The following is a 26,108-nucleotide window of genomic DNA, read 5'->3' as shown; positions in this document are numbered from 1 at the left end:
GTACACAAAATCTGTGTTCACACCGATCAAGTGTGGGAGCGGGCTTGCTCGCGAAGACGGACGGTCAGGCAGCGAAAGTCTCAGGTGAACTCGAAGGTATCCGCATCCAGATTCGCCGGAAACCGCGTGCGATAAGCAGCCAGCTCCGCCGCATCCAGAACAACCTTGAAGACCCCATCGGCATCACCTGCGCTGAGCAACGTCTCACCCTGAAAATCCAGGACCTGACTGTCACCGGTATACGCAAAGCCTTTGCCATCGGTACCGATGCGGTTCACCGCCGCCACATAGCAGAGGTTTTCAATCGCCCGTGCCGGTAGCAAACGGTTCCAGTGCTGACGTCGTGCGCCTGGCCAATTGGCGGTGTACAACAATAGATCGGTGTCTTGAGGGTCGCGGCTCCAGACCGGGAAACGCAGGTCGTAGCAAATCAGCGGCCGCACTCGCCAGCCCTTCAATTCGAACTGCACCTGACGCTCGCCCGGGGTGAAATGGTTGTGCTCACCCGCCATGCGGAACAGATGACGCTTGTCGTAGTGCCACACCTCCCCGTCCGGCCGCGCCCACAACAGACGATTGCGATGACTGCCGTCAGGCACCTGAACGATGATGCTGCCGGTGATCACCGCATCCAGTTTCGCCGCCTGAACCCGCAGCCATTTACTGGTGGGGCCATTTTCCGGCTCGGCGAGGGTTTCCGATTCCATGGAGAAACCGGTGGTGAACATCTCCGGCAGGATGATCAGGTCAGCGCCGCGAGCCTGTTCCAGCAAGGGCTCGAAATGCTCCAGATTGGCCTGACGATCATGCCAGGCCAGGGTGGTCTGGATCAGCGCAACATTCAGATTGGGCAGAGCACTCAGATCACGCATAGTTTTGCCGCTGCTTCACGCAGGGTCTCCTCGCGTTTGGCAAAGCACAGGCGCACCAGGCGCTGGCCGACCGGTGGCGTCTGGTAGAACACCGAGATCGGGATGCTCGCGACGCCATGTTCGCGGGTCATCCATAGCGCCATCTCGACGTCATTGAGGTCCGGGCGAATCTGCGAGTAATCGACCAATTGGAAATAAGTACCGGCCACGCGGCTGAAACTGAAGCGTGACGGCGCCAGCAGATCACAGAACAGATCGCGCTTGGCCTGATAGAAATCCGGCAACTCTTCGACGTGTTCCGGGTGCTCGGCCATGTAATCGGCCAACGCGTATTGCAGGGGCGTCACGCCGCAGAAACTGACGTATTGGTGAACCTTGCGCAGCTCGGCGGTGAGGGCTGGCGGTGCCACTACATAACCGGTTTTCCAACCGGTGACGTGGTACGTCTTACCGAACGAGCTGACCACAAATGCGCGTTGATAGAGTTCTTCGTGGGCCAATACGCTGACGTGAGGCACGCCGTCGAATACCAGGTGTTCGTAGACTTCGTCGCTGATTACATAGATATCGCGGTCGCGGATCAACGCTGCTAACTGATCCAGCTCGGCACGATTGATCAACGCGCCGCTGGGGTTGTGCGGGGTATTGAGGATAATCATCCGCGTACGCGGCGTAATGGCTTCAGCAAGCTTCTGGAAGTCGATGCTGAAATCGTTAAGGCCCAGTTGCACATGCACGCAACGGCCACCCGCCAGCTCCACCGAAGGTTCATAACTGTCGTAGGCCGGGTCAAACACGATGACTTCGTCACCGCTATGGATCACCGTCTGAATGGCGCAGAAGATCGCCTGAGTCGCGCCAGGGGTGACCGTCACTTCGCTGTCGCCATCGACATGGGCGCCGTAGCTGCGAGCGATCTTCGCCGCAATCTGCTGACGCAACACCGGCAGGCCAGTCATCGGTGAATACTGGTTGTGGCCACTGGCGATATGCCGACCGACTGCATCGCGCAGGGCCTGCGGGCCGTCGAAATCGGGAAAACCCTGGGACAGATTGATCGCCCCGGTTTGCGCCGCGAGCTGAGACATCTGCGTGAAGATAGTGATGCCGACATTCGGCAGCTTACTGGTGATCATCGGTGATTCCCTGCGCTACACCCGGCTCTACGACGGCACGGGAGAGCTCGAGAATAGCCCAAACGGCGCCCATAAAAAAAGGCGCATAAAGCGCCCTTTCTGTAACCCGATCCTGTGGGAGCGTGGCTTGCCCGCGATAGTCACGCCGCGGTGTTACAGGTACACCGCGTTATTGTTCATCGCGGGCAAGCCCGCTCCCACAGGAACCGGGTTAGCCATAAATCAGCGCTTGTCGCGGCGCTTTTTGTCGGCCTTCTTGTGGTGCGACATCATGCGACGCTTCTTGTTGACCTGACGGTCGGTGAGCGAATTTTTGTTGCCTTCATACGGGTTCTCGCCGCCCTTGAACTCGATGCGGATCGGCGTACCGACCAGCTTCAAGACACGACGGTAAGTGTTTTCCAGGTAACGAACGTAAGACTTCGGCACCTTCTCGATCTGGTTACCGTGGATCACGATGATCGGCGGGTTGGCACCACCCAAGTGGGCATAACGCAGTTTGATCCGGCGGTTGTTGACCATCGGTGGCGCGTGCTCGCCAACCGCATCTTCCAGAATCTGGGTCAGGCGGTTGGTCGGCCAGCGGGTGACCGCGGACTTGAACGAGTTCTGTACCGAGGCGTAGAGGTTGCCTACGCCGGTGCCGTGCAGCGCCGAGATGAAGTGGATGTCGGCGTAGTCAACGAAGAACAGTCGACGTTGCAGCTCGACCTTCACGAAGTCGCGCTCGCTCGGCGTCATGCCGTCCCACTTGTTGATCGCGATGACCAGCGCACGACCCGATTCAATGGCGAAGCCCAGCAGGTTGAGGTCGTGGTCCACCACGCCTTCGCGGGCATCCATCACGAAGATCACCACGTTGGCGTCTTTGATCGCTTGCAGGGTTTTGACCACGGAGAACTTTTCGACTTCTTCGTGGATCTTGCCGCGCTTGCGCACACCGGCGGTGTCGATCAGCGTGTACTTCTCGTCGTTACGCTCGAACGGGATGTAGATACTGTCGCGGGTGGTGCCGGGCTGGTCATAAACGATTACCCGGTCTTCACCGAGCATGCGGTTGACCAAGGTCGATTTGCCAACGTTCGGACGGCCGATGATGGCGATCTTGATACCGTCTTTTTCGCTTGGGCCAGGAATGCGCTTGGCTTCCTCGCCTTCGGCAACGATCTCTTCCTCGCCTTCTTCCGGTTCTTCTTCGTCTTTCGGGAAGTCGCTGAGGGCGATTTCCAGCATCTGGGTGATGCCACGACCATGAGCACCGGCGATCGGGATCGCGTGGCCCATGCCCAACGGGGCGAATTCGGCGCGGGCCATTTCAGGGTCGATGTTGTCGACCTTGTTGGCAACCACGTAAGAACGCTTGTTACGCTTGCGCAAGTGCTCGGCGATCATCTGGTCGGCCGCGGTGAAACCGGCCTTGGCATCTACCAGGAATAGAACGACATCCGCTTCTTCAATGGCCAGCAGCGACTGCTCGGCCATTTTTTCGTCCATACCGTGCTCGTCACCGGAGATACCGCCGGTGTCGACCAGAATGTAGGAACGCCCTTGCCACTTGGCCTCACCGTACTGGCGATCACGGGTCAGACCGGACAAGTCGCCGACGATGGCGTCGCGAGTCCTGGTCAGGCGGTTGAACAAGGTGGACTTGCCGACGTTCGGTCGGCCCACCAGGGCGATTACGGGAACCATGCGGCTCTCCACTTCGTTATTTCAGAAAATACAAAAGCCGCTGCGAGGCAGCGGCTGGTGCTCGGGGCAGCGCCTGTAAGCACTGCGAGCCCCGCAAAACGGGGCCGCTTGGGGGTTAAACCCCAAGCATAGTCTTTACTTAATGGTCAGGGCTTCCAGTTTGCCACTGTTGCCATACAGATAAATCGTGTCACCCACCACCAGCGGACGGGCACGCAGGCCGTCGCTGTCAATGCGCTCGCGGCCGACGAAACGACCGTCCACCTGACTCAGCAGGTGCAGGTAACCTTCCATATCACCGACTGCAACATAGCTGGAGAACACTTCCGGAGCCGACAGTTGACGGCGGGCCAGCGAATCGTTGCTCCACAAAGCAGTGGTAGAACGTTCGTCGACGCCTTCAACGGTGCCTGCGGACAGGCTCACGTAGACGCTGCCAAAACCCTGAGCAACGCCGGCATAGCTGGAAGCATCACGCTGCCAGAGTTGACGACCGCTTTCCAGGTCCAGTGCCGCGACACGACCCTGGTAGCTGGCGACATACAGTGTACCGCCGGACAGCAGCAAGCCACCGTCGATATCGACCACACGCTCCAGTTCCGAACGACCTTGTGGAATCGCTACGCGTTGTTCCCATACCGGCACGCCGTTGGAAACATCCAGAGCGACCACTTTACCGGTCGACAGGCCAGCCACCGCGAGGCGGTTGGTGACGATCGGTGCGCTGGTGCCGCGCAGGGTCAGAACCGCTGGCGTGCTGTCGTACAACCAGCGCTGGTTACCGGTAGCGGCATCCAGACCGATCAGACGGTCATCCTGGGTCTGAACCACAACAACGTCACCGTTGGTGGCCGGCGGCGCGAGCACTTCACTGGTCACGCGAGCGCGCCATTTCTCTTCACCGCTGCTGGCGTCCAGGGCAACGATTTCGCCCTTCAGCGTGCCGATCATGACCAGACCGTAACCCACGCCAACGGCGCCGGAAACAGGCAGTTCGAGATCTTTCTTCCATTTGACGTCGCCATTGCTGCGATCCATCGCCATCACCACACCGGTGACGTCGCCGGCATAGATGGTATCGCCATCGATCGCCGGAACCAGCATGTTGTAGGTTTCGCCCTGACCGTCACCGATCGAACGACTCCACTGCTTTTGCAGAACCACTTCTTCTTTGAAGTCGGTCAACTCGGCCGGTGGCAATTCTTTTTTGCTGTTGCTGCTGCAACCCGCGGCCAATATGGCCAGAGCCAGCAATGCTGCATGTTTCCAACGGATCACGTCACGCATCCCCTTTGGCCAGGTCGTCCAGCTTGATTTGTAGGCCACCGACCGCCGCTTCATCCGACAGTGCCGCCTTGGCTTTTTGATACGCCGTGTTCGCTTCGTCGGTACGACCCAACTGCACCAGCAGGTCGCCTTTGAGTTCTTCGCGAGTAGCCAGGAAGGCTTTGTCGGCATCGCCTTCGAGCAGTTTCAGGGCTTCATCGACCTTGTTCTGCGCGGCCAGTACCTGCGCCAGGCGCTGACGGGCAATTTCGCCGAGTGCCGGATTGGCCGGTTTGTCGACAATGGCTTTCAGCTCGCTGACTGCGTCGTCCAGCTTGCCGCTATCGACCGCGACTTTCGCCACGAACAGGCTGCCGTATTGCGCGTAAGCGGTGCCGCCGAACTCGCTGTTGAGCTTGCCAGCCAGATCCGAAACACGTGCAGCATCAGGCTTGCCATCAGGCGTCAGCGTGGTTTCGAGCAATTGCTGATAGAGAATCGAGGCGCCTTGCGACTGATTGCTCTGATACTTCTGAAAGGCCTGCCAGCCGAACACGATGACCAGCGCCAACAGGCCGCCAGTGACCAGGGGCTTGCCGTTGCGTGTCCACCAGTCCTTCAACTCCGCCAGATGTTCGTCTTCGGTACTCGACACCCCAATACTCCTTAATCGCTAAATCGGCTGTTTGACAGCTTCAACCCTGCACGACGCAGGTGGCCAGGTGTGCAGCAAGCGCATCCCAGGCAATGCTTTGTTGTTCGCCCTGGCCACGCAGGGGTTTGAAACCTACCACTTGCTGGGCCATTTCGTCGTCACCGAGGATCAATGCGTACAGCGCACCGCTCTTGTCGGCTTTCTTGAACTGGCTTTTGAAGCTGCCGGCGCCGGCATTGACTTGCAGGCGCAGGTTGGGCAATTGATCACGAACGCGCTCGCTCAGGACCAGACCGGCCAGCTCGGCGGCTTCACCGAAGGCGCAGAGGTAGACATCGACCTGACGGGAGATTTCTTCGGGAATCTGCTCCAGGGTTTCAAGCAATAGCACCAAGCGCTCGATACCCATGGCAAAACCAACGCCCGTGGTCGGCTTGCCGCCCATCTGCTCCACCAGACCGTCGTAGCGACCACCGGCACACACGGTGCCCTGGGCGCCCAACTTGTCAGTGACCCATTCGAAAACGGTCTTGCTGTAGTAATCCAGCCCGCGAACCAGCTTAGGGTTGATTACATAAGGAATGCCGGCGGCGTCCAGACGAGCCTTGAGGCCCTCGAAGTGCACGCGGGATTCTTCGTCGAGGTAGTCGGCCATTTTTGGCGCGTCGGCCAACGCCGCTTGAGTGTCGGGATTCTTGGTATCCAGAACCCGCAGCGGGTTGGTCTTCAGACGGCGCTGGCTGTCTTCGTCCAGTTGATCCAGGCGAGCGGACAGGTATTCGACCAGTGCTTCACGATAACGACCACGGGACTCGCTGGTGCCCAGGCTATTGAGTTCGAGCTTGACCGCATCGCGGATACCCAGCTCTCCCCACAGGCGCCAGGTCAGCACGATCAGCTCGGCGTCGATGTCCGGACCGTCGAGGTTGAAGACTTCGCAACCGATCTGGTGGAACTGGCGATAACGACCTTTCTGTGGACGTTCGTGACGGAACATCGGGCCGATGTACCAGAGCTTCTGCACCTGGCCGCCGCCGGTGATGCCGTGCTCGAGCACCGCACGCACGCAGGCCGCTGTGCCTTCAGGGCGCAGGGTCAGGGAATCGCCGTTGCGGTCGTCGAAGGTGTACATCTCCTTTTCGACGATGTCGGTCACTTCACCGATGGAGCGTTTGAACAGCTCGGTGAACTCGACGATCGGCATGCGAATCTGCTTGTAACCGTAGTTATCCAGCAAACGCGAAACAGTGCCCTCAAAATGACGCCACAGGGGAGTCTGTTCGGGCAGGATGTCGTTCATGCCACGAATGGCTTGCAGAGACTTGCTCACTTTAAATCCTTAAATTCGTTCGACTTAGCCGCGCGCAATGACTGCTGCGTCAGCTTCGACCTTTTCGGCCGCTTTCTGGCGGATCAAGCGTTCAAGCTCATCCACCAGATTGTCATTAGTCAGTTTCTGCGCCGGCTTGCCGTCGATGTAAATCAGGTTTGGCGTGCCGCCGGTCAAGCCGATATGGGCTTCCTTGGCTTCGCCCGGTCCGTTGACCACGCAACCGATCACCGCGACATCCAGCGGCACCAGCAGGTCTTCGAGACGCCCTTCCAGCTCGTTCATGGTTTTGACCACATCGAAGTTCTGCCGCGAGCAGCTCGGGCAGGCGATGAAGTTGATGCCACGGGAACGCAGGTGCAGGGATTTGAGAATGTCGTAGCCGACCTTCACTTCCTCGACCGGGTCGGCCGCCAACGAGATGCGAATAGTATCGCCAATCCCTTCGGCGAGCAGCATACCGAGGCCCACGGCGGATTTCACCGTGCCTGAACGCAAACCACCGGCTTCGGTGATGCCCAAGTGCAGCGGCTGGACGATTTCCTTGGCCAGCAAGCGGTAGGCGGCGACGGCCATGAACACGTCGGAAGCTTTCACGCTGACCTTGAAATCCTGGAAGTTCAGGCGCTCGAGGTGCTCGACGTGACGCAAGGCAGACTCGACCAGCGCGGCTGGAGTCGGCTCGCCATATTTCTTTTGCAGGTCTTTTTCCAGGGAACCGGCGTTGACGCCGATGCGGATCGGAATCCCGCGATCACGGGCAGCATCGACCACCGCGCGCACGCGGTCTTCACGACCGATGTTGCCCGGGTTGATTCGCAGACAATCGACGCCCAGTTCAGCGACGCGCAAAGCGATTTTGTAGTCGAAGTGGATATCAGCCACCAACGGCACTTTGACCAACTGCTTGATCTTGCCGAAGGCTTCGGCGGCGTCCATGTCCGGCACGGAAACCCGCACGATATCGACACCTGCGGCTTCCAGACGGTTGATCTGGGCCACGGTGGCGGCCACGTCATTGGTATCGCTGTTGGTCATGCTCTGCACAGCGATAGGCGCATCGCCGCCCACGGGCACGTTGCCGACCCAGATCTTGCGGGATTCGCGACGTTTGATTGGAGATTCGCCGTGCATGACTTATTGACCCAACTTCAGGCGAGCAGTCTCGCCACTGGTGAACGGAGCGACATCAACCACCTGCCCGTTGTAGCTGACCTGCGCGCCACGGGCGAAGCCCAGACGCACGGAAAAAGGCGGTTTGCCGCTGACAGTAACATTTTCGCCTTTACGCTTGAGACCACTCAACAGCACCTTACCCGTGCCATCGGTCACTTGCGTCCAGCAATCGGCGGTGAATTGCAGTTGAACCTGGCCTTGGCCAGCCACCGGAGCTGCCGGAGCCGGAGCCGGAGCCGGGGCGGTCGGAGCAATCGGAGCTGTGATAACCGGTGCAGGTACAGCGGGAACAGCCGGGGCTGGCGTCGCTGGTGTCGCGACAACCGGAGCAGTGCTGTGGGCCGCAGCCGCAGGCATTACTGCTGGAGCCGCTGACGCTGGAACCGGAGCGCTCGTTTCGGCACTGACTGGCTCCTCGGTCGAAGTCTCGGCCTGAGGCAGCGCAAGAGGCGTTTCACCTTCAGCCTGACCTTGCGCAACGGCCTGATCTTCCGGCTCGTCCAGAGGATGGATCTGGGTGGTGCCGTCGGCGCCTTCGACTTCAACGTGTTCCGGAGCCAGGCCGGTCAGGTCCTTGGTGCGCAATGAAGTTTGATCCTGCCACCAGATAAAACCACCGCCAATCACCGCGAGCAGCAACAGCAGGCTGACAATTCGCAAAATGGTGTGGGAAACCCGAACCGGCTCTTCGATACGTCCCAGGCTGTGGACGTTGCTGCCCTGGGAGTCGGTACCGGTGGATTGGTCGAACTGCTGGACCAGAACGGTTTGGTCCATGCCGAGCAATTTGGCATACGCGCGAATATAGCCACGGGCAAAGGTGTGCCCAGGCAGCTTGTCGAAAGCGCCGGCTTCCAGATTACTCAGGGAATTGACGGTGAGGTTGAGCTTGAGGGCCACTTCGGCCAGCGACCAGCCATTGCTTTCGCGGGCCTGGCGCAAAGTCTCACCGGGGTTAACGCGATTCGCTGCTACAACTTCGGGATGCGCCGCTTTCATCATTGCTCCGACAGGTATTGCTGATATTCCGGCGTACCGGGATAGAGTCGTTTTAATTGCAGGCCAAAACTGGCGGCCTTGTCGCGATCTTCGAACACTTTTGCCAGCCGAACGCCGAGCAATAGACTACGTGCATTTTGTTCGGTGAGCAGGCTAAAACGGTCGTAATAGTCACGCGCGGGCACATAATGCCTGTCTTCGTAAGACAACTCAGCCATTTCCAGCAATGCACGTGGTTGTTGGCGATTCAAACGCAGGGCTTTTTCCAGTTGCTGGCGGGCCAGATCACGCTGGCCAAGCTTTGAAGCGGTCATGCCCAGGTTTTCGAAAACCCGTGAACGCTCAGGATACAGGGTATCGGCGGCGGCCTGTTCGAAGCGTTCGTATGCCTCTTTGTAACGTTTCTCTTCGAAAAGAAAACTGCCGTAGTTATTCAGGATTCGCGCATCGGCGGGACGAGAAGACAGTGCCTTGCGAAAATGCTGATCGGCCAGTTCCGGCTCCATCTCGGCCTGGAACACCAGCCCCAGCGCCGCGTTGGCGTCAGGATCCGAGCTATCCAGGTCCAAAGCCTTCTTCAACGGGACTTTGGCGCGCTCGGTCATGCCTTGCTGCAGATACCCCAGGCCCAGCTGCACGTAAGCGGCACGCGCTTCATCACGGCCCTTGCTGGTCTTCATCGGGTTGAAATCGCCCGACAGGACACAACCAGCACAGAGGCTGGCCAACAGCACAAGCAGCGCGAAGCGCAGGGACATAGAGATCCTCTCTTAATTATTGTTCGCGGCGTTTGTTGCGATATCGTTTTCGGCGCTCAACTCGCGCACGGCGATATAACGTTCGCTGCGACGGGTGCGATCCAGCACCTGCCCTACCAATTGGCCACACGCGGCATCGATGTCTTCACCGCGGGTGGTGCGTACGGTGACGTTGAAGCCTGCATGGTGAAGCTGATCCTGGAAACGGCGAATCGCGTTGTTGCTCGGGCGCTCGTAACCGGAATGCGGGAACGGGTTGAACGGAATCAGGTTGATCTTGCACGGAATGTTCTTGAGCAACTCGATCATCTCAACGGCATGTTCAACCTTGTCGTTGATGTCCTTGAGCAAGGTGTACTCGATGGTCAGCACGCGCTTTTCGCCCAGGGACGACATGTAGCGCTGGCACGACTCGAGCAGCATCTTAAGCGGATATTTCTTGTTGATCGGCACCAATTGGTTACGCAGTGCGTCGTTTGGTGCGTGCAGCGACAACGCCAGGGACACATCGATGTGCTTGGACAGCTCATCGATCATCGGCACCACGCCCGAAGTGGACAGGGTTACGCGGCGCTTGGAGATCCCGTAGCCCAGGTCATCCATCATCAGATGCATGGCGGCCACGACGTTGTCGAAGTTCAGCAGCGGCTCACCCATGCCCATCATCACCACGTTGGTGATGGCACGGTCGGCGGTCGCCGGGATGCTGCCGAACGATTTATTGGCAATCCACACCTGACCGATCACTTCGGCGGCGGTGAGGTTGCTGTTGAAACCTTGCTTGCCGGTGGAGCAGAAACTGCAATCCAGGGCACAGCCTGCCTGGGACGAAACGCACAGAGTGCCGCGTTTGCCCTGGGGAATGTACACGGTCTCGACGCAGCTACCGGACGCCACGCGCACCACCCACTTACGGGTGCCATCGGTGGAGATGTCCTCGCTGACCACTTCGGGGCCGCGGACTTCAGCAATGGCCTTGAGCTTGTCGCGCAAGGCCTTGCTGACGTTCGTCATGGCGTCGAAATCATCAACGCCAAGGTGGTGAATCCATTTCATTACCTGACCGGCACGGAAACGCTTCTCCCCGATTGAGTCGAAGAATTTTTCCATTTCCTGTTGAGTCAGACCCAGCAGGTTGGTTTTTACAGTCGATGTAGTCATGGATTCACCTTCACTCTTAAGCCAATGCTTAGCGAGTGGTTACTTCAGTAGCTGCGAAGAAGTACGAGATTTCGCGAGCAGCAGCGGCTTCGGAGTCCGAACCGTGTACAGCGTTGGCGTCGATGGAATCAGCGAAGTCAGCGCGGATGGTGCCGGCAGCAGCTTCTTTAGGGTTGGTAGCGCCCATCAGCTCACGGTTCAGAGCGATAGCGTTTTCGCCTTCCAGAACCTGAACGACAACCGGACCGGAGATCATGAAAGCAACCAGGTCGCCGAAGAAACCACGAGCGCTGTGCTCAGCGTAGAAGCCTTCAGCTTCAGCTTTGGACAGTTGCTTCAGTTTCGAAGCTACAACGCGCAGGCCAGCTTTTTCGAAACGAGTGGTGATCTCGCCGATAACGTTTTTTGCAACAGCGTCAGGCTTGATGATGGAGAAAGTACGTTGAACAGCCATGGTGTAACTCCAGAAACGGTAATTTGCGAAAAATTAAACCCGCGAATTATACGCGGGTTCTTTGGTATTGCCTAACTGCGTACGGTGCAGATTCAGTCTGCTTCTTCGATCCAGGCGGCCTGAATGGCTTCAAGCACCTTCTCGCCACCGCGGGTCGGATCATCACTGAACTCCGGCAATGCCAGCACCCATTTGTGCAGATCGACGAAGTTCACGTAACGCGGATCCACTTCCGGCTTGGCTTCAGCCAGCTGGATCGCGATTTCAAGCACATCAACCCATTTCAGACTCATGTCGGTTCCTTGAATCAGTGCGGCGCTTCGGCTGCATGGTTGAGCGAGTATTTCGGAATTTCGACGGTCAGGTCTTCATTTCCGACGATCGCCTGACAGCCTAGACGCGATTGCGCTTCCAGACCCCAGGCCCGATCAAGAAAGTCTTCTTCCAACTCATCCGCTTCTTCCAGCGAATCAAAACCTTCGCGGATGATGCAATGGCAGGTAGTGCAGGCGCAGACGCCGCCACAGGCGCTTTCCATCTCGATATGGTGTTCATGGGCCAGTTCGAGAATGGAAATACCGGGCTCAGCCTCCACAACCATGCCTTCCGGGCAGAACTTCTCGTGTGGCAGAAAAATGACCTGCGGCATCAGTTATCCTCGATTTCATTCAGGTTGCGCCCCGCCAGAGCGGCTTTCACCGTCGAGTCCAGGCGGCGGGCAGCAAAGGCATCGGTCACTTGCGACAGACGCTTGGTCTGCTGCTCGATGGCGTAACCATCGGTACCTTTCATCAATTCGGTCAGTTCCTGCATCTGCAATTCGATGACCATGCGCTCTTCGGCGTCGAGCAAACGTTCGCCGTCAACCTCCAGAGCGCCCTGCACCGCTTCGATCAGGCGCTGGGCATCGACCTGCTGCTCACGCAATACGCGGGCGACTTTATCGTCGTTGGCGTGCTGGAACGAATCCTTGAGCATTTTGGCGATTTCGCCGTCGGTCAGGCCGTAGGACGGCTTGACCTGGATGCTGGCTTCGACGCCCGAACCCAATTCGCGGGCCGAGACACTGAGCAGACCGTCGGCGTCGACCTGGAAGGTCACGCGAATCTTCGCCGCACCGGCCACCATCGCCGGAATACCGCGCAATTCGAAGCGTGCCAGGGAGCGGCAGTCGCTGATCAGCTCGCGCTCGCCCTGCAATACGTGGATCGCCATGGCCGACTGGCCATCTTTATAAGTCGTGAAGTCCTGGGCGCGGGCGACGGGGATGGTGGTGTTGCGCGGAATCACCTTCTCCATCAGGCCGCCCATGGTTTCCAGCCCCAGGGACAACGGAATCACGTCGAGCAACAGCAGTTCGCCGCCGTCACGCTTGTTGCCGGCCAGGGTATCGGCCTGGATCGCGGCACCGATGGCGACGACTTGATCCGGATCGATTTCGGTCAGCGGTTCGCGACCGAAGGCGTGCGCAACAGCTTCACGGACGCGAGGCACGCGCGTCGAGCCGCCGACCATGACCACAGCGTGAACGTCCTCCAGCTCGATACCGGAATCACGCACCGCGCGGCGGCAGGCTTTCAAGCTGCGAGCGACCATCGGCTCGATCAGCGCATTGAAGGCTTCACGGGTCAGCTCGGCCTTCCAGTCGCCATAAGCAACTTCGACGGACGAGCAGTTGGTCAGGGCTTCTTTGGCCGCACAGGCGGTTTGTAGCAGATGGCGCTGTGTACCCGGATCGAGGTCGGCCGACAAACCGGCACCCTCAATAATCCAGCCTGCAATGGCGTGATCGAAGTCATCGCCACCCAGGGCGCTGTCGCCGCCGGTAGCCAGCACTTCGAAGACACCGCCGGTCAGGCGCAGAATCGAAATATCGAAGGTGCCGCCGCCCAGATCATAAATCGCGACCAGGCCTTCGGCGTGCTGATCCAGACCGTAAGCGACCGCGGCGGCGGTTGGCTCATTGAGCAAACGCAGCACGTTCAGACCGGCCAGCTTGGCAGCATCCTTGGTAGCTTGACGCTGAGCGTCATCGAAATAGGCCGGAACGGTGATCACCGCACCAACCAATTCGCCACCCAAGGTCGCTTCAGCGCGCTGACGCAGCACCTTGAGGATATCGGCGGAGACTTCGACCGGGCTTTTCGGGCCTTGCACCGTGTCGATGAACGGCATGTGCGATTCGCCGTCGACAAAACGGTACGGCAGCTGATCGCCCAATTGCTTGACGTCGGACAGACCACGACCCATCAAGCGCTTGACCGACAGCACAGTGTTCAAAGGATCGGACGCGGCGGCCAGCTTGGCCGACTCGCCGACTTCGACGTGATCGGCGTGATAGCGCACGGCAGACGGCAGGATGACCTGCCCTTGCGCGTCAGCCAGAGGCTCGGAAAGACCACTGCGCAATGCAGCGACCAGCGAATTGGTAGTGCCCAAGTCGATCCCCACAGCCAGACGACGCTGGTGCGGTTGAGGACTTTGGCCGGGTTCGGCGATCTGCAGTAGGGCCATCGTTATCAGGACTTATCTGTATATCAGGCGTGCGACCGGAGCGGCACTGGGTTAATCGTCGAGGCGCTCTTCTAACTGGCGCACTTCGTAGGTGAGCTTGTCGAGGAACTGCATGCGCCGCATCAGGCGTTCGGCCTGCTCACGTTGCGCTGCATCATCCCAACAGGCTGCGAAGCTTTCGTTCAGTTCATCCTGCGCGGTCTTCAGGCGACGCTTGAACACTGCGACACCCGCCAGATCGGCGCTGTCTTGCAGGTCTTCGAGCTCTTCACGCAACTCCATCTGCTGCAGAAGAAACTCCGGATCATGCACCGTGACCTCCAGCGGCAGCTCGCGACCGCCCATGGCGAGCAGGTAGCGCGCGCGTTTGGGAGGGCTTTTGAGCGTCTGGTAGGCCTCGTTGAGGCTCGCGGATTGCTCGAGCGCCAGCCGCTGCTCACGCTCGGAAGCGTCTGCAAAGCGGTCCGGATGAACACCGCGCGCCAACTCACGGTAGCGCGTGGCCAACTGATCGAGATCCAGACGGAAGCTCGGTTTCAGCTCAAATAAAGCGAAATGACAAGGAGTACCCACGCGCAGCCTCAGATGTTGAAGCTTTCGCCGCAGCCACATTCACCGCGCACGTTGGGATTGTTGAACTTGAAGCCTTCGTTCAACCCTTCCTTGACGAAATCGAGTTCGGTGCCGTCCAGGTAGGCGAGGCTTTTCGGGTCGATGATCACTTTCTCGCCGTGACTTTCGAACACCTGATCCTCTGCCACCACCTCGTCGACAAACTCCAGCACGTAGGCAAGGCCGGAACAGCCCGTGGTGCGAACACCCAGACGAATCCCTTCACCTTTGCCGCGCCCGTTGAGGGAGCGTCGCACGTGTTGAGCAGCCGCTTCTGTCATGCTGATAGCCATCGGTGACTCCTTACTCGTCGCCAAATCTTGAAAGTCAGATCAAGCCTTTCTTCTGCTTGTAGTCGCGAACAGCCGCTTTGATAGCGTCTTCAGCAAGTACGGAGCAGTGAATTTTTACTGGTGGCAGAGCCAGTTCTTCGGCCAGCTGAGTGTTCTTGATGGTCTCTGCTTCATCCAGAGTCTTGCCTTTCATCCACTCGGTCGCCAGGGAGCTGGAGGCGATTGCCGAACCGCAACCGTAGGTCTTGAACTTGGCGTCTTCGATGATGCCTTGCTCGTTGACCTTGATCTGCAGGCGCATCACGTCGCCGCACGCCGGAGCGCCGACCATGCCGGTGCCGACATCAGGATCTTCCGCGTCCATCTTGCCGACGTTGCGCGGGTTCTCGTAGTGGTCGATGACCTTTTCGCTGTAAGCCATGATTCTTAATCCTCACTCATCAGGAGTCGCTCTTGAAGCCCTGCCAATCGTGGATTCGCAGGGCCCGGTTGCGGCGACTTGAATATCAGTGCGCCGCCCACTCGATTTTCGAAATGTCGACGCCATCTTTGTACATGTCCCACAGCGGCGAGAGAGTACGCAGCTTGGTAACGGCCTCGCAGACTTTCTGCGCGGCGTAGTCGATTTCTTCTTCGGTGGTGAAACGGCCGAAGGTGAAGCGAATCGAGCTGTGTGCCAGTTCGTCGTTGCGGCCCAGGGCGCGCAGTACGTACGAAGGCTCAAGCGACGCCGAGGTGCAGGCCGAACCGGACGAAACCGCCAGATCCTTGAGCGCCATGATCAGCGACTCGCCCTCAACGTAGTTGAAGCTCAGGTTCAGGTTGTGCGGTACGCGGGCGGTCATGCTGCCATTGACGTACAGCTCTTCCAGGCCTTCGACCTGCTTGAAGAAACGGTCGCTCAGGGCTTTGATGCGTACGTTCTCGGCAGCCATGTCTTCCTTGGCTACACGGAAAGCTTCGCCCATGCCGACGATCTGGTGGGTCGCCAGGGTGCCGGAACGCATGCCACGTTCGTGACCGCCGCCGTGCATGGTCGCTTCGATGCGAACACGCGGCTTGCGGCTGACGTACAGCGCGCCGATGCCTTTAGGGCCGTAGGTTTTGTGGGCAGAGAACGACATCATGTCGACTTTCAGTTTCGACAGGTCGATCTCGACCTTGCCGGTAGACTGAGCAGCGTCGACGTGGAACAGGATCCCCTTGGAGCGGGTCAATTCGCCGATGGCTGCGATGTCGTTGACGGTGCCGATTTCGTTGTTCACGTGCATGATCGACACCAGGATGGTGTCGTCGCGCAGGGCAGCTTCGACCATCTCTGGAGTGACCAGACCATCTTCACGAGGGTCGAGGTAGGTCACTTCGAAACCTTCACGCTCCAGTTGGCGCATGGTGTCGAGGACAGCCTTGTGCTCAATCTTGGTGGTGATCAGGTGCTTGCCTTTGGTGGAGTAGAAATGCGCCGCACCCTTGATTGCCAGGTTGTCGGACTCGGTGGCACCGGAGGTCCAGACGATTTCACGCGGGTCGGCGTTAACCAGGTCAGCGACCTGACGGCGAGCGTTCTCGACGGACTCTTCAGCTTTCCAGCCGAACACGTGGGAACGGGACGCCGGGTTACCGAAGTTTCCGTCGACCAGCAGGCATTCACTCATCTTTTGCGCGACACGTGGATCAACCGGGGTCGTCGCAGAGTAATCAAGGTAAATCGGCAATTTCATGGACTATCTCCTAAATCAGGCTGGCTGGCGTGCCGCTAGCTCTTTGGCTGTCATTCGACGGCGGACGCTTCAATCTTGTCCAGGCGTGGCGCCTTGCTGTTGCAACGACGCTGGTCCTGACGCTGGGCTACTTCTTGCACCTCACGGCGAGTTACAAGGTCAGCCAAGCTGATACCGCTCAGAAATTCGTGAATCTGCAGGCTCAGATCGCACCACAAGTGGTGGGTCAGACAGGTGTCGCCTTGATGGCAATCGCCCTGGCCCTGGCATTTGGTTGCATCGACCGATTCGTTGACCGCATCGATCACCTGGGCGACCTGGATGCCCTGCATGTCGCGGGACAGCTGGTAACCACCGCCTGGACCGCGAACACTGGACACCAGATTGCTGCGGCGCAATTTGGCAAAAAGCTGTTCGAGGTAGGACAGGGAGATGCCTTGGCGCTCGGAGATATCGGCCAGGGACACCGGCCCGTGCTGCGCGTGCAACGCCAGGTCAAGCATGGCGGTCACGGCGTATCGGCCTTTTGTAGTCAGTCGCATGGACAATTACCACGGAGTTCGGAATGGGGCGAGTATGCAATTCCCGAGTATTTAAGTCAACTATAAGACCTAGTACTTTAGTCAGGTTTACCCGCAAAAGAGCGCGCGCATCATAGCAAAGGCTGACCGCGTACAGCCAGCAATTGCGCGCTATCGTTCTTCGCGGGCAAGCCTCGCTCCTACATGGGTTGCGCGAATCCTGTAGGAGCGAGGCTTGCCCGCGAAGAAACTGACACGGTCTAGCTGGCCTGGCTCTGATCCTTGTCCTTCACACAGGCAAAGTCTTCTTCGCGCAGTTCAGGCAGATCTTTCGCACAGTAATTGCTACCCAGATCCTTCAGCGCCCCGCACATCCCTTCAAGTCGACCATCTACAGCCTGCAGATGATCGAGCAACTGGTTAATGGCTCGGGCCACCGGGTCCGGCATATCCTCACCGACACCGTAGGCATCGAAACCAATCTTCTCGGCCATGGCCTTGCGCTTGGCATCCTGTTCTTCATCGGACTTGACGATGATCCGTCCAGGAATCCCCACCACTGTCGCCCCGGGCGGAACCGCCTTGGTGACCACGGCATTGGAACCCACCTTGGCCCCGGCACCAACAGTGAACGGGCCGAGCACCTTGGCGCCCGCCCCGACCACTACGCCGTCTTCCAGGGTCGGGTGACGCTTGCCCTTGTTCCAGCTGGTGCCACCAAGGGTCACGCCCTGATACAGGGTGACATCGTTGCCGATCTCGGCAGTTTCACCGATAACAATGCCCATGCCGTGGTCAATAAAGAAGCGACGACCGACCTTGGCCCCCGGATGAATCTCGATCCCGGTCAACCAACGACCGAAGTTCGACACCAGTCGCGCCAGCCATTTCCAGCCCATGCCCCACAACGCTGATGACAGGCGATGGATCCAGATGGCGTGCATGCCCGGGTAGCACGTCAAAACCTCAAAAGCATTACGCGCCGCCGGGTCACGATGGAAAACACTTTGGATATCTTCACGCAAACGCTCGAACATCATTAATCCTTCCGCTTTAGAAGCTCGCCACGGGCCGCTTTCTGGGTTTCCGTGAGGATGCCACGCAATATATTCATTTCCGCCCGGCTGACCGAGCTGCGTCCGTACAACCGGCGCAGACGCGCCATCAAGTGCCGTGGTTTTTCCGGGTCGAGGAACTCGATGGCCACCAGGGTTTGCTCCAGGTGTTCATAGAATCGCTCCAGCTCATCCATGGTCGCCAGCTCACCACTCTTGGTGGACGCCACTTCATCCTTCTCGACCTTGCTCGGCTGACCTTCGGCCGCCAACCAGGACATGCGCACTTCATAGCTCAACACCTGCACCGCCGCCCCAAGGTTCAGCGAACTGAACTCAGGGTCTGATGGGATATGCACGTGATAATGACATCGCTGCAGCTCTTCATTGGTCAGGCCGGAATCTTCACGACCGAACACCAAGGCAATCTCGGCACCCTGCCCAGCTTCCTCGACCACTTTCGTGCCGCATTCGCGGGGATCGAGCAAAGGCCAAGGAATGCGACGATCACGAGCACTGGTACCGAGCACCAGATTGCAACCGACCAAGGCATCTTCCAGGGTGGCGACGACCTGAGCATTTTCAAGGATGTCACCGGCGCCGGACGCACGCGCGTCAGCCTCGTGGTGCGGGAACAACCGCGGTTCGACCAGCACCAGCCGCGACAGGCCCATGTTCTTCATGGCACGCGCAGCCCCGCCGATATTTCCGGGGTGACTGGTATTGACCAGGACGACACGAATGTTTTGCAGCAAGGGAGGCGCTCTCGAACACTTTAATGGGAGCAGAATCTTACAGCTCAACCTACCGTTAAGCTATGAAAGCGAACGCCGACCTTCACCTGTAGAAACTTTCTGATAGAATGCCCGGCTTTCTTTAACAACCTTAGGTGACACATCCATGCAGCCCATGCTGAATATCGCGCTGCGCGCCGCCCGCAGCGCCAGTGAATTGATTTTCCGCTCCATCGAGCGCCTGGATACCATCAAGGTCGACGAAAAAGACGCCAAGGATTACGTATCCGAGGTGGATCGCGCCGCCGAACAGAAAATCATCGATGCGCTGCGCAAGGCCTACCCTAATCACTCGATCATGGGTGAAGAAACCGGCATGCACGCCGGCACCGGGATCGAAGGCGAAGAATACCTGTGGATCATCGATCCACTGGACGGCACCACCAACTTCCTGCGCGGCATTCCTCACTTCGCTGTCAGCATTGCCTGCAAATACCGCGGTCGCCTGGAGCACGCTGTTGTTCTGGACCCGGTTCGCCAGGAAGAATTCACCGCCAGCCGTGGTCGCGGCGCCCAACTGAACGGTCGTCGCCTGCGCGTCAGCGGTCGTACCAGCCTGGACGGCGCCCTGCTGGGTACCGGCTTCCCGTTCCGTGACGACCAGATGGACAACCTCGACAACTACCTGGGCATGTTCCGCGCCCTGGTTGGCCAGACCGCCGGCATCCGCCGCGCTGGCTCGGCGAGCCTGGACCTGGCCTACGTGGCTGCCGGCCGTTTCGATGCGTTCTGGGAATCGGGCTTGTCCGAATGGGACATGGCTGCAGGCGCCCTGCTGATCCAGGAAGCTGGCGGCTTGGTGAGCGACTTCACCGGCGGTCACGACTTCCTTGAGAAAGGCCACATCGTCGCCGGCAACACCAAGTGCTTCAAGGCAGTATTGACGGCGATCCAGCCGCACCTGCCAGCCTCGCTGAAGCGCTAAACGCAAAAGCACCTCAAGAAAACGCCCCGACTTGTTCGGGGCGTTTTTTTTGCGCAGAAAAAAGCCCTCAATGCCGCACACCCCCTTGTGGGAGCGGGCTTGCCCGCGAAGGCGGCATACCAGGCAACATCAATGTCGACTGACACACCCTCTTCGCGGGCAAGCCTCGCTCCTACAGGTTCCGCACCATAACGAAAAATGCCCCGCATCTTTCGATACGAGGCATTTTCTTGAATCGCCAGCCTGAACAGGCTGGCGTTTCGGCATCGGAAGCTGGACTTAAGCCAGTTTTTCCTTGATGCGAGCTGCTTTACCGGACAGGTCACGCAGGTAGTACAGCTTGGCTTTACGTACGTCACCGCGACGCTTAACGGCCATGCTGTCGATTTGCGGGCTGTAGGTCTGGAAAGTACGCTCTACGCCAACACCGTTGGAGATTTTACGAACGGTGAAAGCACTGTTTACGCCGCGGTTACGCTTGGCGATAACTACGCCTTCGAACGCTTGCAGACGCGAACGATCGCCTTCCTTCACTTTCACCTGAACGACAATGGTGTCGCCCGGGGCAAAGGTAGGGATTTCTTTGGTCATCTGCTCTGCTTCGAGTGCAAGGATGATTTTGTTAGTCATGCTGTGCTCCTAAGGTAAATCGTCGGATTTACCATCGATACGTTGTTAACTATCGTCCCGCTCGCGGATGTATTCCTCGAGCAGCTTCTTCTCTTCTCCAGAAAGCGAGCGGCTTTCCAGAAGATCGGCGCGTCGTTCAAAGGTCCTACCAAGGGACTGCTGTAAACGCCAACGCCGGATGTGCGCGTGATTGCCACTTAGCAATACGTCGGGAACACGCTGATCCGCATACACCTCCGGTCGGGTGTAGTGCGGGCAATCCAGCAAACCATCCGTAAAGGAATCTTCCTCGGCGGAGTCCGCATGCCCTAAAGCTCCAGGCAGCAGTCGTGTAACCGCATCGATCAGGACCATCGCCGGCAGCTCGCCGCCAGACAGTACATAGTCGCCAATCGACCACTCTTCATCGACATGAGCATCAATAAAACGCTCGTCAATGCCTTCATAGCGGCCGGCAATCAGGATCAATGCATCCAGATTCGCCAACTCGCGTACCGCCGACTGAGTCAGTTGACGGCCTTGGGGGGACAGGTAAATTACCTTCGCCGCCTCCCCGGCTGCTGCCTTGGCCTGAACCAGAGCATCTTCCAGGGGCTTGATCTTCATCACCATGCCCGGACCACCGCCAAATGGGCGATCGTCCACAGTGTGATGTCGATCCGTCGTGTAGTCTCGCGGATTCCAACAGGTGAGCTGCAACAGCCCCTGTTTCACCGCACGACTGGTGATGCCGTACTCGCTGATGGCGGAGAACATCTCGGGAAACAAACTGATCACTTCTACGCGCAGGTTAGCCACGTTTAGAAGTCCGCATCCCATTCCACCTTCATCTCGCCTGCGGCAAGGTCGACAGCCAACACGCATTGCTCCGTATAGGGCAACAGGCGTTCGCGATCATCCAGGCTGCCAGCGCAAGGCTTGACCACCATTACATCATTGGCGCCGGTTTCCAGAAGATGATCGATTTTCCCGAGCAATTGCCCGAGTTGATCAATAACCTTCAGACCTTCCAGCTGGTACCAGTAGTACTCGCCGTCGGTCAATTCAGGGAACAGGTTGCGCGGCACACAGATCTCATAACCAGCCAGAAGACGTGCTTCTTCACGATCATCAAGACCCTTGAGCTTTGCGACCAGGAACTTGTCGTTCCCACGCCCGCTGACCAGCTCGACCTGTTTCACATTGCCTTCGCGCTTGAGCGTCCAGGTTTTGTACTGCAACAGGTTTTCAGTCGGATCAGTAAAGGAATACACCTTCACTTCGCCGCGAACGCCATGAACAGAATAAATTTTGCCAATAACGATCAAATCATCGGCAACAGCTGGCGTCGCGTTCATATAGCTCAGGCCGCAGCCTTAGCAGATTCCTTCAACAACTGAGCAACGCGCTCAGAAGGTTGTGCACCAACGCTCAGCCAGTAGGCTACGCGCTCTTGGTTCACGGACAGACGAACTTCTTGACCACGAGCAACAGGGTTGAAGAAACCAACCTGTTCCTTGTGCGAACCGTCGCGCGGGTTGCGGCTGTCGGTTACGGTCAAGTGGTAAAACGGGCGCTTTTTGGAGCCGCCAAGGGCAAGACGGATTGTTAGCATGTGAACATCGTTCCTGTAGTCGGTGCTGCAAATCTAAAGGCACAGCGGGCATAGGTGCCCGAAAGGCCGCATATTCTAAGGAATATCCGGACTTTTGCAAATGTCTTTTTCCGGCGGCCTATCGGTCGCCATGCAGATTTGCTATAGAGCCGTCGTTGAAAACGGCCAGTCAGCTCCCGCCAAGTGCGGGTTTGCTGGAGATCCCACTTCCATGTGGGAGATGCAAGGGCAAGCCCTTGCGTGAATACTTTACATTTTCGGCATGCCGCCGCCGGGCAACATACCGCCCATGCCGCGCATCATTTTGGCCATTCCGCCTTTCGCGGAGAATTTCTTCATCATCTTCTGCATCTGCTTGTGCTGCTTGATCAAGCGACCGATGTCCTGCACCTGAGTGCCGGAACCCATGGCGATCCGGCGCTTGCGCGAACCGCTGATCAGCTCAGGGTCGCGGCGCTCGGCCGGGGTCATGGAGTTGATGATGGCTTCCATCTGCTTGAACTGCTTCTCTGCCGCGCCCTGGGCGTTGCCCATTTGCGCCAGATTCACACCGCCGATGTTCGGCAGTTTGTCCATGAGGCCGCCGAGGCCGCCCATGTTCTTCATCTGTTGCAGCTGATCGCGGAAGTCTTCGAGGTCGAAGCCCTTGCCCTTCTTCAGCTTCTTGGCCAGTTTGTCGGCTTTGTCTTTGTCGAGGGTCTGTTCGGCCTGCTCGATCAGGCTGAGCACGTCGCCCATGCCGAGGATGCGCGAAGCGATACGCTCAGGATGGAACGGTTCGAGCGCTTCGCTCTTCTCGCCCATACCGATGAACTTGATCGGCTTGCCAGTGATGGCACGTACCGACAGCGCGGCACCGCCACGGGCATCGCCGTCGACCTTGGTCAGGATCACACCGGTCAGCGGCAGCGCATCGCCGAAGGCCTTGGCCGTGTTGGCGGCGTCCTGGCCGGTCATGGCATCGACCACGAACAGGGTTTCAACCGGGTTGATCGCGGCGTGCAGCGCCTTGATCTCGCCCATCATCTCTTCGTCGATGTGCAGACGACCGGCGGTATCGACGATAACCACGTCGATGAATTTCAGTTTTGCTTCTTTAATAGCGGCTTGCGCGATGTCGACCGGCTTCTGGCTCAGGTCGGACGGGAAGAAGGTAACGCCAACTTCACCCGCGAGCATTTCCAGCTGCTTGATCGCTGCCGGACGGTAAACGTCCGCGGACACGACCATGACCGACTTCTTCTTGCGCTCTTTAAGGAAGCGCGCGAGTTTGCCGGCGGTGGTGGTTTTACCCGCACCCTGCAAACCGGCCATCAACACGACAGCAGGAGGAACGGCGCTCAGGTTCAAATCTTCGTTGGCCGCGCCCATCAGGCTTTCGAGTTCGGCCTGGACGATTTTCACGAAGGCCTGGCCCGGCGTCAGGCTGCGCGACACCTCGGTGCCAACAGCGCGTTCCTTGACCGAGTTGACGAAGTCTTTGACCACCGGCAAGGCGACATCGGCTTCGAGCAACGCCATGCGCACTTCGCGCAGGGTGTCTTTGATGTTGTCTTCGGTCAGCTTGGCTTTGCCGGTGACATGGCGCAGCGTCTGCGAGAGACGGTCGGTTAAGTTTTCAAACATTGCGCGATCCTTTCAGGCCCTGTGTAGACCGGGATAATGGCGGCCCAGACCGGAATAAACATGTGCTCGGCGAGCCTGCGGCGTGGGCAGGTCGCGGATTATAGCGAAGACTGCGTCTGGCGGACACCTCGCCGTCAGGTTGCATGGTCTTTCGTGCTGTGGGGGTTCTATGCCAAACTCAGCGCCTTTCGGGCTTGCCTAACAGGATTTATGCTCCCCTTGTCACCCAGTTTGCTTACCACCCTCGCCGCCGCCTGCTTATATGCCGCTGCGACCCTCTATCAGGGCACCCGTCTGGCCACCGGCGCCAAGGCGAACAAGCGCCTGCTGGTCACGCTCGGTGTGCTGGCCGTGCTGGCCCACAGCGTCAGCCTGATCACCTATCTGCTGACACCGATCGGCCTGGCCCTGGACTTCTTCAGCGCCGCCAGCCTGATTGCCGCAGCGGTCATCGCCCTGACCCTGCTGGCCTGCTCGCGGATTCCGGTGGAAAACCTGCTGCTATTGCTGTTCCCGTTGGGCGCCGCCACCGTGCTGCTGGCACAGTTCGCCCCCGCCGGTACGGTGCAGATCATTGACGAAGAACCAGGCATCCTCGCCCACATCCTCTTGTCGATCCTCGCTTACGGCATGTTCACCATCGCGGTGTTCCAGGCATTGCTGCTGCTGGTTCAGGACCATCAGCTCAAACACAAGCATCCGTCCGGGCTGATCAAGAATTTCCCGCCGCTGCAAACCATGGAAAGCCTGCTGTTTGGTTTCCTCTGGGCCGGCTGGAGCCTGCTGTCGTTGTCGCTGATCTCCGGCTGGTTGTTCGTCGAGAACCTGTTCGCCCAGCACCTGGTGCATAAAACCCTGCTGGCGTGCCTGGCCTGGATCGTGTTCAGCGTGCTGCTTTGGGGGCGTAACCGCCTCGGCTGGCGCGGACACAAAGCCATCCGCTGGACCCTTGCCGGTTTTTGCCTGCTGATGCTGGCGTATTTCGGCAGCAAGCTGGTCCGCGAATACATTCTGCATATCTGACGGGCGGCATTAATGGACGACTTGCCCATAGGGCCGATGCTCGCGGTGCTGGCTCTGCTGATTTTATGGTCGGGGCTGTTTACCGCCATCGAAATTGCACAACAGCACTTGCTGGCCCAGCGAACGGCCTCGCGCTCGAGCGACAAGCCAGTGGCCAAGCTGAGTTTCCCACTCAACAGCCTGATCCTCTGCAACACCCTGTGCCGCGCGCTGGTGGTGGTCATCAGCACCTTGCTGGCGATTTTCACCTGGGCACAAAACGGTCCATGGATTGCCTGCCTCGGCGCCAGCGCGGTGCTGCTGGTGTTCGCCGACTACCTGCCGCGCACCCTTGCCGTGCGCTATCCGGATGCCGTCCTGACACTGGGCAACACACTGCTCGGCATACCCTTGAAGATCGTCTACCCGGCGGCCTGGTTACTCAATGCCATCAGCCAACTGCTGATGCGACCATTCGCCCGCAAAATCAACGTGGTGCAGCAAAGCGAAGACGAGATACCGTCAGATCGGCGCGACGATCACGAACACGCAGCCAGTCGCCCGCATTCGCTGTCAGGTATCCACGCGCTGGATAACATCACGGTCAACGATATTCTGGTACCGCGCAGCGACGTCGACGGAATCAATCTGGACGATTCCCTCGAAGAAATCATCGAACAACTGCGCCATAACAGACGCACCCGCCTGCCGGTATTCCACAGCGATATCAACCAGGTCGAAGCGGTGCTTAACACTCGACAGATCCGTCATTTGCTGGCGGATTCGAGCCTGACCCGGGAAGCGCTGCTGACAGCCAGTCACGAACCTTACTTCGTACCGGAAAGCACCCCGCTGCAGCTGCAATTGCTGAACTTCCACAAGCAGCAGCGGCGCTTGGGCATGGTGGTCGACGAGTACGGCGAAGTGCTGGGCATCGTGACCCTGGAAGACATTCTCGAAGAAATCGTCGGTGAATTCGAAAGCCAGCACAGCCTGGATAACCCGCACATCCATCCGCAGACCGATGGGCGTCTGGTCATCGAGGGTGCGGCGTCGATTCGCGAATTGAACAAAAGCCTTGGCTGGCACTTGCCCAGCGATGGCCCGAAAACCCTCAACGGGTTGGTGACCGAGGCGCTGGAAACGATTCCGGACAGTGCGGTTTGCCTGAAGATCGGGCGTTATCGGCTGGAGATTCTGGAGACGGAAGACAATCGCGTCACGCGCGTGCTGATCTGGCATACCAGTTCGACGCCTGCGATTGCCTCCAGCCGTTAGATAGTTAAAAGATCGCAGCCTCGCTTCGCTCGACAGCTCCTACA

General features: G+C 58.6%; 29 protein-coding genes. 3 read left to right on the top strand and 26 right to left on the bottom strand.

Going from position 1 to position 26,108, the window contains the following annotated elements:
* Positions 1 to 80: 80 nt before the first annotated feature.
* The 21 genes from TU81_RS12950 to trmJ all read right to left on the bottom strand — a co-directional run bounded on the left by TU81_RS12950 (position 81) and on the right by trmJ (position 18,970).
* Positions 81 to 872 (bottom strand): amidohydrolase, encoded by a 792-nt coding sequence (locus TU81_RS12950; RefSeq protein WP_038983610.1) that lies wholly within the window; start codon positions 870 to 872, stop codon positions 81 to 83.
* A complete protein-coding gene (locus TU81_RS12945; RefSeq protein ID WP_048395469.1) occupies positions 860 to 2,008 on the bottom strand; it encodes a pyridoxal phosphate-dependent aminotransferase in 1,149 nt (382 codons plus the stop codon). The genes TU81_RS12950 and TU81_RS12945 overlap by 13 nt, the downstream gene beginning before the upstream one ends.
* A 222-nt stretch (positions 2,009 to 2,230) precedes the next feature.
* Complete coding sequence (gene der, locus TU81_RS12940) at positions 2,231 to 3,700, bottom strand: ribosome biogenesis GTPase Der (RefSeq protein WP_038981746.1); 1,470 nt, start codon at positions 3,698 to 3,700, stop codon at positions 2,231 to 2,233.
* 135 nt (positions 3,701 to 3,835) lie between these two features.
* The gene (gene bamB / locus TU81_RS12935; protein ID WP_038981745.1) at positions 3,836 to 4,987 is read right to left on the bottom strand and encodes an outer membrane protein assembly factor BamB; all 1,152 of its coding nucleotides are present in this window, start codon (positions 4,985 to 4,987) and stop codon (positions 3,836 to 3,838) included.
* Positions 4,980 to 5,621 (bottom strand): tetratricopeptide repeat protein, encoded by a 642-nt coding sequence (locus TU81_RS12930; RefSeq protein WP_038981743.1) that lies wholly within the window; start codon positions 5,619 to 5,621, stop codon positions 4,980 to 4,982. The genes bamB and TU81_RS12930 overlap by 8 nt, the downstream gene beginning before the upstream one ends.
* A gap of 40 nt (positions 5,622 to 5,661) precedes the next feature.
* Entirely contained in the window at positions 5,662 to 6,951 is a 1,290-nt protein-coding gene (hisS, locus tag TU81_RS12925; RefSeq protein ID WP_038981740.1) for a histidine--tRNA ligase, read from the bottom strand.
* Between the two features lie 24 nt (positions 6,952 to 6,975).
* Positions 6,976 to 8,085 carry a flavodoxin-dependent (E)-4-hydroxy-3-methylbut-2-enyl-diphosphate synthase gene (ispG, locus tag TU81_RS12920; protein ID WP_008070966.1) on the bottom strand — a complete coding sequence of 370 codons (1,110 nt, stop codon included), beginning with the start codon at positions 8,083 to 8,085 and terminating at the stop codon, positions 6,976 to 6,978.
* A 3-nt stretch (positions 8,086 to 8,088) separates the two neighbouring features.
* Positions 8,089 to 9,126, bottom strand: coding sequence for a RodZ domain-containing protein (locus TU81_RS12915; RefSeq protein WP_048395466.1), 1,038 nt, complete (start codon positions 9,124 to 9,126; stop codon positions 8,089 to 8,091).
* Positions 9,126 to 9,884 (bottom strand): type IV pilus biogenesis/stability protein PilW, encoded by a 759-nt coding sequence (pilW, locus tag TU81_RS12910; RefSeq protein WP_007903601.1) that lies wholly within the window; start codon positions 9,882 to 9,884, stop codon positions 9,126 to 9,128. Before pilW ends, TU81_RS12915 begins: the two co-directional genes overlap by 1 nt.
* 12 nt (positions 9,885 to 9,896) lie before the next feature.
* Positions 9,897 to 11,045 carry a 23S rRNA (adenine(2503)-C(2))-methyltransferase RlmN gene (gene rlmN, locus TU81_RS12905; protein WP_007903600.1) on the bottom strand — a complete coding sequence of 383 codons (1,149 nt, stop codon included), beginning with the start codon at positions 11,043 to 11,045 and terminating at the stop codon, positions 9,897 to 9,899.
* Positions 11,046 to 11,073: 28 nt separating this feature from the next.
* A complete protein-coding gene (gene ndk, locus TU81_RS12900; protein WP_007916882.1) occupies positions 11,074 to 11,499 on the bottom strand; it encodes a nucleoside-diphosphate kinase in 426 nt (141 codons plus the stop codon).
* A 92-nt stretch (positions 11,500 to 11,591) separates the two neighbouring features.
* Positions 11,592 to 11,792 carry a Fe-S cluster assembly protein IscX gene (gene iscX, locus TU81_RS12895; RefSeq protein ID WP_038981733.1) on the bottom strand — a complete coding sequence of 67 codons (201 nt, stop codon included), beginning with the start codon at positions 11,790 to 11,792 and terminating at the stop codon, positions 11,592 to 11,594.
* Between the two features lie 14 nt (positions 11,793 to 11,806).
* Positions 11,807 to 12,148, bottom strand: a complete 342-nt coding sequence (gene fdx, locus TU81_RS12890) for an ISC system 2Fe-2S type ferredoxin (RefSeq protein ID WP_048395462.1) — start codon at positions 12,146 to 12,148, stop codon at positions 11,807 to 11,809.
* Complete coding sequence (gene hscA, locus TU81_RS12885; protein ID WP_038981731.1) at positions 12,148 to 14,013, bottom strand: Fe-S protein assembly chaperone HscA; 1,866 nt, start codon at positions 14,011 to 14,013, stop codon at positions 12,148 to 12,150. The genes fdx and hscA overlap by 1 nt, the downstream gene beginning before the upstream one ends.
* A 51-nt stretch (positions 14,014 to 14,064) precedes the next feature.
* Positions 14,065 to 14,586: a co-chaperone HscB gene (hscB, locus tag TU81_RS12880; RefSeq protein WP_008070981.1), complete on the bottom strand. Its 522-nt coding sequence runs from the start codon at positions 14,584 to 14,586 to the stop codon at positions 14,065 to 14,067.
* Between the two features lie 8 nt (positions 14,587 to 14,594).
* Entirely contained in the window at positions 14,595 to 14,918 is a 324-nt protein-coding gene (gene iscA, locus TU81_RS12875) for an iron-sulfur cluster assembly protein IscA (protein WP_007903589.1), read from the bottom strand.
* Positions 14,919 to 14,952: 34 nt separating this feature from the next.
* A complete protein-coding gene (gene iscU, locus TU81_RS12870) occupies positions 14,953 to 15,339 on the bottom strand; it encodes a Fe-S cluster assembly scaffold IscU (RefSeq protein ID WP_003443374.1) in 387 nt (128 codons plus the stop codon).
* 85 nt (positions 15,340 to 15,424) lie between these two features.
* Positions 15,425 to 16,639, bottom strand: a complete 1,215-nt coding sequence (locus TU81_RS12865; protein ID WP_030129843.1) for an IscS subfamily cysteine desulfurase — start codon at positions 16,637 to 16,639, stop codon at positions 15,425 to 15,427.
* A gap of 50 nt (positions 16,640 to 16,689) precedes the next feature.
* Entirely contained in the window at positions 16,690 to 17,181 is a 492-nt protein-coding gene (gene iscR / locus TU81_RS12860) for a Fe-S cluster assembly transcriptional regulator IscR (RefSeq protein WP_007903581.1), read from the bottom strand.
* 239 nt (positions 17,182 to 17,420) lie between these two features.
* Positions 17,421 to 18,197 carry a serine O-acetyltransferase gene (gene cysE / locus TU81_RS12855; protein WP_007903579.1) on the bottom strand — a complete coding sequence of 259 codons (777 nt, stop codon included), beginning with the start codon at positions 18,195 to 18,197 and terminating at the stop codon, positions 17,421 to 17,423.
* 2 nt (positions 18,198 to 18,199) lie between these two features.
* Positions 18,200 to 18,970: a tRNA (cytosine(32)/uridine(32)-2'-O)-methyltransferase TrmJ gene (trmJ, locus tag TU81_RS12850; RefSeq protein WP_038981726.1), complete on the bottom strand. Its 771-nt coding sequence runs from the start codon at positions 18,968 to 18,970 to the stop codon at positions 18,200 to 18,202.
* A gap of 145 nt (positions 18,971 to 19,115) precedes the next feature.
* Here trmJ and suhB point away from each other — a divergent pair, with 145 nt between their 5' ends.
* Positions 19,116 to 19,934 (top strand): type III secretion system regulator SuhB, encoded by an 819-nt coding sequence (gene suhB, locus TU81_RS12845; RefSeq protein WP_008014726.1) that lies wholly within the window; start codon positions 19,116 to 19,118, stop codon positions 19,932 to 19,934.
* 279 nt (positions 19,935 to 20,213) lie between these two features.
* Here the strand turns inward: suhB and rplS are convergent, their stop codons facing one another.
* The 5 genes from rplS to ffh all read right to left on the bottom strand — a co-directional run bounded on the left by rplS (position 20,214) and on the right by ffh (position 23,784).
* Entirely contained in the window at positions 20,214 to 20,564 is a 351-nt protein-coding gene (gene rplS, locus TU81_RS12840) for a 50S ribosomal protein L19 (protein WP_003175895.1), read from the bottom strand.
* Positions 20,565 to 20,609: 45 nt separating this feature from the next.
* On the bottom strand, positions 20,610 to 21,383 hold the full coding sequence (trmD, locus tag TU81_RS12835) for a tRNA (guanosine(37)-N1)-methyltransferase TrmD (RefSeq protein ID WP_173667518.1): 774 nt from the start codon (positions 21,381 to 21,383) through the stop codon (positions 20,610 to 20,612).
* Positions 21,365 to 21,901, bottom strand: coding sequence for a ribosome maturation factor RimM (gene rimM, locus TU81_RS12830; protein ID WP_008014731.1), 537 nt, complete (start codon positions 21,899 to 21,901; stop codon positions 21,365 to 21,367). The genes trmD and rimM overlap by 19 nt, the downstream gene beginning before the upstream one ends.
* Positions 21,902 to 21,906: 5 nt before the next feature.
* Positions 21,907 to 22,158 (bottom strand): 30S ribosomal protein S16, encoded by a 252-nt coding sequence (gene rpsP, locus TU81_RS12825; RefSeq protein WP_003198088.1) that lies wholly within the window; start codon positions 22,156 to 22,158, stop codon positions 21,907 to 21,909.
* Positions 22,159 to 22,407: 249 nt separating this feature from the next.
* Complete coding sequence (gene ffh / locus TU81_RS12820; RefSeq protein WP_008014733.1) at positions 22,408 to 23,784, bottom strand: signal recognition particle protein; 1,377 nt, start codon at positions 23,782 to 23,784, stop codon at positions 22,408 to 22,410.
* Positions 23,785 to 23,994: 210 nt separating this feature from the next.
* Here ffh and TU81_RS12815 point away from each other — a divergent pair, with 210 nt between their 5' ends.
* Both TU81_RS12815 and TU81_RS12810 read left to right on the top strand, forming a co-directional pair.
* A complete protein-coding gene (locus TU81_RS12815; RefSeq protein ID WP_030129838.1) occupies positions 23,995 to 24,807 on the top strand; it encodes a cytochrome C assembly family protein in 813 nt (270 codons plus the stop codon).
* 12 nt (positions 24,808 to 24,819) lie between these two features.
* Positions 24,820 to 26,064, top strand: a complete 1,245-nt coding sequence (locus TU81_RS12810; protein WP_048395457.1) for an HlyC/CorC family transporter — start codon at positions 24,820 to 24,822, stop codon at positions 26,062 to 26,064.
* Positions 26,065 to 26,108: the final 44 nt, after the last annotated feature.

The organism is Pseudomonas lini (genome assembly GCF_001042905.1).
In the GTDB taxonomy this organism is placed as follows: Bacteria; Pseudomonadota; Gammaproteobacteria; order Pseudomonadales; family Pseudomonadaceae; genus Aquipseudomonas; species Aquipseudomonas lini.
The sequence above is the reverse complement of the archived record's forward strand: the minus strand, read 5'-3'. Positions and strand labels throughout refer to the sequence as shown.